Raw genomic sequence first — 3977 nt, 5'->3', positions numbered from 1 at the left:
AATTCTTTTTCTGGATTTTCTACCTTTGCTGGGAAACGAAAATTCATTTTCCTTACAAATTTTAGAGCGGTTCGCTCTTGCGTTTTTACAGATTTCTAAAGGCATCGAATCTACAATAAAAGTGGTTTCCATCTCATTAAATTTAGCAACAATGAGTTTCCTAATATTTTCCAAGTGCAAGAAAAGCTTTCTTTTTCTGCGATTAAAAACACTTCTCTCAATCATTCCATTTAGTTTTGAATTGGAGAGGTATCTAAATAACTGATATTCTGAATCTATTTATAAATATTCCGCAGAAATGTTTATTGCAATAAGTTCTAAATCAGATAATTTTGGTTTAATTGGTTTGAAATAAAAATTTTCTTTGATGGTTAATTTTCTTAATTCCTTTAAAATAAAATCGTAAATTGCATCTAGGTTATTCATAATGTATTAGATTGGTAGTCAATACAATATACGAAATTTTCGTATTATGAGTAACCTTTTTTATAATGCAATACGGGTGTAAATATAAAAACTATTTCTGATAAAATTTCTCATCAAATGCCTCCTGCAAATTGTTTGGCTCTTTTCTTTTTTTGTTATTTAATTCGTGACGGGTCGTTGAAGAGGTTACATAGGCCGATCTTCTCGTACTTTGCAAATTACCTATGGGACGATTTTCTTCTAGAGTTCTAAACGGCGTAAACGAAAGATTGTCCATCACATTAAAATTACCATCTTCAGGAACTTCTTGTTTAAATATTTTGATTTTAGCTACCGTGCGAAATGGCGATAGTTCTTGAGACCATTCTTCTGTAAGATCATTAATTGGCATTTTTTTCAAATCGTTACATAATTGAATTTGTAGATTGAATGTAAGATCGTTTTTTGCGATCTCTTTAATAATAGCTTTTCTGTAAGGCCAATCTTCGCTGTCAATATCAATATCCTTATCAATAATTAAGTTTTTCGTTTCGTCAGTAGGTTCAATTCTTACTTTTGCCATATAATCTCCGTGACGAACTGCGCCCATACTGTAATACTCGTATAAAAAACTGTTAATTGATGGGATTTTTTCAAAAGTTTTTAGTGCGGCTAATTCTTTTAATGCTTCGAAATTTGGGAAAGCTTTTTTATTTTCTGTAACCCAGATTGAAGCAAATTCCAATTTTCCTAATGCACCTTTTTCAAAAAAATCGGTGATTTTAAGAAACAGTTTGGAGATGAAAACATAATGTTCCGCAGTATTGCAAAAAAATACCGGATTATTGATTAGGTTGAAATCCACATTTGGTGATGACTCTTCACCAGGAGCAACTTTTTCGCCTTCAATTCCAAAAATTTTAAGTGCAAAACCTTGCGCATTTCCACTTAGTTTATCAGGCAACACACGAGAGGATCCGTTTGAAAAACGAACCACCGCTTCGTGTTTTCCTGCATTTTTATAAATACCTTGAGCCAATTCTTCAGGCAAATTAGGCAGAATTTCCACCTCTGCCTTTAATGCAGCATAGCCATTGGCGTGCGCATCTCTTGTATAATTATGAGCGCGGCTTAGTTGCGGCGTGTTTCGAATATAATCTACAATATCCTTATTAATTTTATTGATATACTCTTCGAAATTTTCAGGAATTTCTTCCAATTTATAATCATATTTAACGTATTCCATGCAATTAGATTTTTTTGTTAGTGATTTTTTTAAAAAAAAATAGTTAAATTTTTATAAGTATTAATTTAATTCACTGATCCATTTGAGAGCTGAAAGACTTGGGATAAAGCAATATTCACCACCTTTCACGATATTATAAGTTTGTAAACCTCGGTATCTTTTTATTAGCGGGTCTGCAGGCATACTGAACAAACTATTTTCATCTTGCAAACCAACCATAGGATCTTTTTCACTACCCAGATTTTGTGAATTGCCATCATTAATCCATTGTTTTTGCAAAAATTCCAAAGTCCCCATTGCATTCGCGCTAATTCCCATAAAATATTGACCGCGTTCTTTACCGTCATTTTTTGTCACTTCCGGCGGAACAATATCCCCAAAAGTTACGCTGCGACGTATAATGCGGTGAAGCCTTTCATCTTCCAAGACAAAAGTTTTGGAATCTCGCGGATTCATCCTGCGGATGTGAGAACTGAAAGGACATTTTTTTCCAAACTCATCGTTCTTAAATGAAAAATTATTATTTTTTTCAGGATTTTCTCCAAGCACTTTATCATCTTTTTCTGGCGATAAAACTAGTGGAGCTCCGCTTCTCCATCTGCCTACCATTTTCGCAGCCAAAAGTTCGCCTTCTTCTGGAGAAGAACTATTATCCTTAATGAACTGGTTAAACTCTGCAACCTGGCTTTGATATTTTCTAAAAATCATAAAAGACCCATTCTTCCCTAAAATGTCCGGCTGAGGAAAAGGTTTTGTAATATCACCTTCTCCTGGATAACCTAATATAAATTCGCCAGCTGCAATCGGGCGGTCAAAACCTTGAGGTACATCAATCCCACTACCTTCAACTTCGGGATTACTGATTCCATCGCGAAAACCGAAAACATTTTTCACCTCTTCTGTAGCACCAAAATCTTCACTCACCAAAACTTCAACTCCATTGTTTTCCGAAATTTTAGTACGAAATTCTTCCAATTTGCTTTTCCAATCGGCTTCATTATTGGAGATCACTGCAGAAGCAATATGAATGTTAGGATTTTTAAATTCTTTCTGCCAATTTTTGGGATCATTCACGCCAATATCATAAAGATAAGACGATCTTTTAGCCATTCCTTCTTTAAAAGATTCCGGAAAAGAATCTAAACTTTCTTTTGGTACACCAATTTTTTCTAAACCTTTATAGGTAAAAGTTAGAAATACAGATGCTCCTTCGTTTTTGTTCCATTCCTCTGCAGAATCAATTAATGGAATCAAATCTTTCAACATCTTTTTCGCACTTTCTTTATCCGTGATTTCTAATAATGCCACTGTTCCAAAATAAGGAATTGGCCTACTTCTCAAAATTAAAGATTGAATTTCCTTCAACTCTATATTAACTTTGTCCGGATTGAAAATTCTTTTTATAAAATCAAATGCCATAATTTATTTATTAAAAATTATTTTTATAAAATCAAATGCCATAATTTATTTATTAAAAATTATTTTTCAATTTTATTAGAATCGTCAATGGCTTTATTTAAGCCAGTAATAATCTTATCGTTACGTCTAATGTCGTTTACAGTAAGATGTGGTACTCCCACATACCAACCTGTCGCAGTAATCTGTTTGCTAAGAATAAAATCTTTAACTGTTGGATCTTTAATTCCAGGCCAACCTTCCACATTTCCAAAAATAATATCCATCAATTGGGGAATTTTGGTTGCAAAATCATCGATATAAGCATCCCAATCCCCATCATAAGCTGTACAGAACAAAATCTTAGTATCATTATCAAAAAGAACAATTCGTAAATCGTGTAAGGTTCCAACTTTTGTAGCACCTTTCAAATTACCATTTGCAATCTCCATAATTTTTCGGAGATTATCAGCGCCGCCGGGCTTCAAATCTGCCATTGCAGTCAGTTCAGAAACCCGACCTGATCGTAATCCTTTTCTACCTGCAGAAGTTGTGGAATGATCATATCCATCATCAATACCTTCTGAAAAATTTGCTTTAATAAGCTCTGCTGTTAATTTTACATTGTCGATGAAACTCATAACAAAAAGATTTATTTTAATAATTATTTACTTAAAATCAAAAACTAAACCATCATTTAATTTTTTAATTAAAATTATTACCTGTTGTGCATTTAGCACAAATTAATTTTTAACTTATTCAAACTTCTCTTGAAGACGAAAACATTTACAAACTGAATGAAAGTTAATGCTGTTATTTTGCTCAATACCCTTGTTTTAAAACCGTTAAAAGATTTTGCGTAATTGTTTCTGATTTTAAATTGGTCGCAAAGTTGAGAGAATAAAGTCTCAATTCTTTTTCTGGATTTTCT

Annotated in this window: 4 protein-coding genes and 1 pseudogene; all 5 read right to left on the bottom strand. The window is 32.9% G+C overall.

From position 1 onward, the window contains the following. Positions 1 to 426 (bottom strand): annotated as a pseudogene (locus B4E95_RS13185) (IS982 family transposase); the annotation flags it as partial. 91 nt (positions 427 to 517) lie between these two features. Then, complete coding sequence (locus tag B4E95_RS09260; RefSeq protein ID WP_076549606.1) at positions 518 to 1651, bottom strand: catalase family protein; 1134 nt, start codon at positions 1649 to 1651, stop codon at positions 518 to 520. A gap of 60 nt (positions 1652 to 1711) precedes the next feature. Next, positions 1712 to 3070, bottom strand: coding sequence for a Dyp-type peroxidase (locus B4E95_RS09255; protein WP_291091296.1), 1359 nt, complete (start codon positions 3068 to 3070; stop codon positions 1712 to 1714). Between the two features lie 59 nt (positions 3071 to 3129). Beyond that, positions 3130 to 3687 carry a hypothetical protein gene (locus B4E95_RS09250; protein ID WP_076549609.1) on the bottom strand — a complete coding sequence of 186 codons (558 nt, stop codon included), beginning with the start codon at positions 3685 to 3687 and terminating at the stop codon, positions 3130 to 3132. 92 nt (positions 3688 to 3779) lie between these two features. Beyond that, on the bottom strand, positions 3780 to 3977 hold a 198-nt coding region (locus B4E95_RS09245; protein WP_291091294.1), incomplete at its 5' end, for a transposase.

It is taken from the genome of Empedobacter sp. UBA7494, assembly GCF_002478465.1.
Taxonomy (GTDB): domain Bacteria; phylum Bacteroidota; class Bacteroidia; order Flavobacteriales; family Weeksellaceae; genus Empedobacter; species Empedobacter falsenii_B.
The sequence above is the reverse complement of the archived record's forward strand: the minus strand, read 5'-3'. Positions and strand labels throughout refer to the sequence as shown.

What these genes read in the sequence shown, in the direction of transcription:
- B4E95_RS09255 (WP_291091296.1), bottom strand. Translation starts at nt 3,070, where the DNA reads ATGGCATTTGATTTTATAAAAAGAATTTTCAATCCGGACAAAGTTAAT.
- B4E95_RS09250 (WP_076549609.1), bottom strand. Translation starts at nt 3,687, where the DNA reads ATGAGTTTCATCGACAATGTAAAATTAACAGCAGAGCTTATTAAAGCA.
- B4E95_RS09260 (WP_076549606.1), bottom strand. Translation starts at nt 1,651, where the DNA reads ATGGAATACGTTAAATATGATTATAAATTGGAAGAAATTCCTGAAAAT.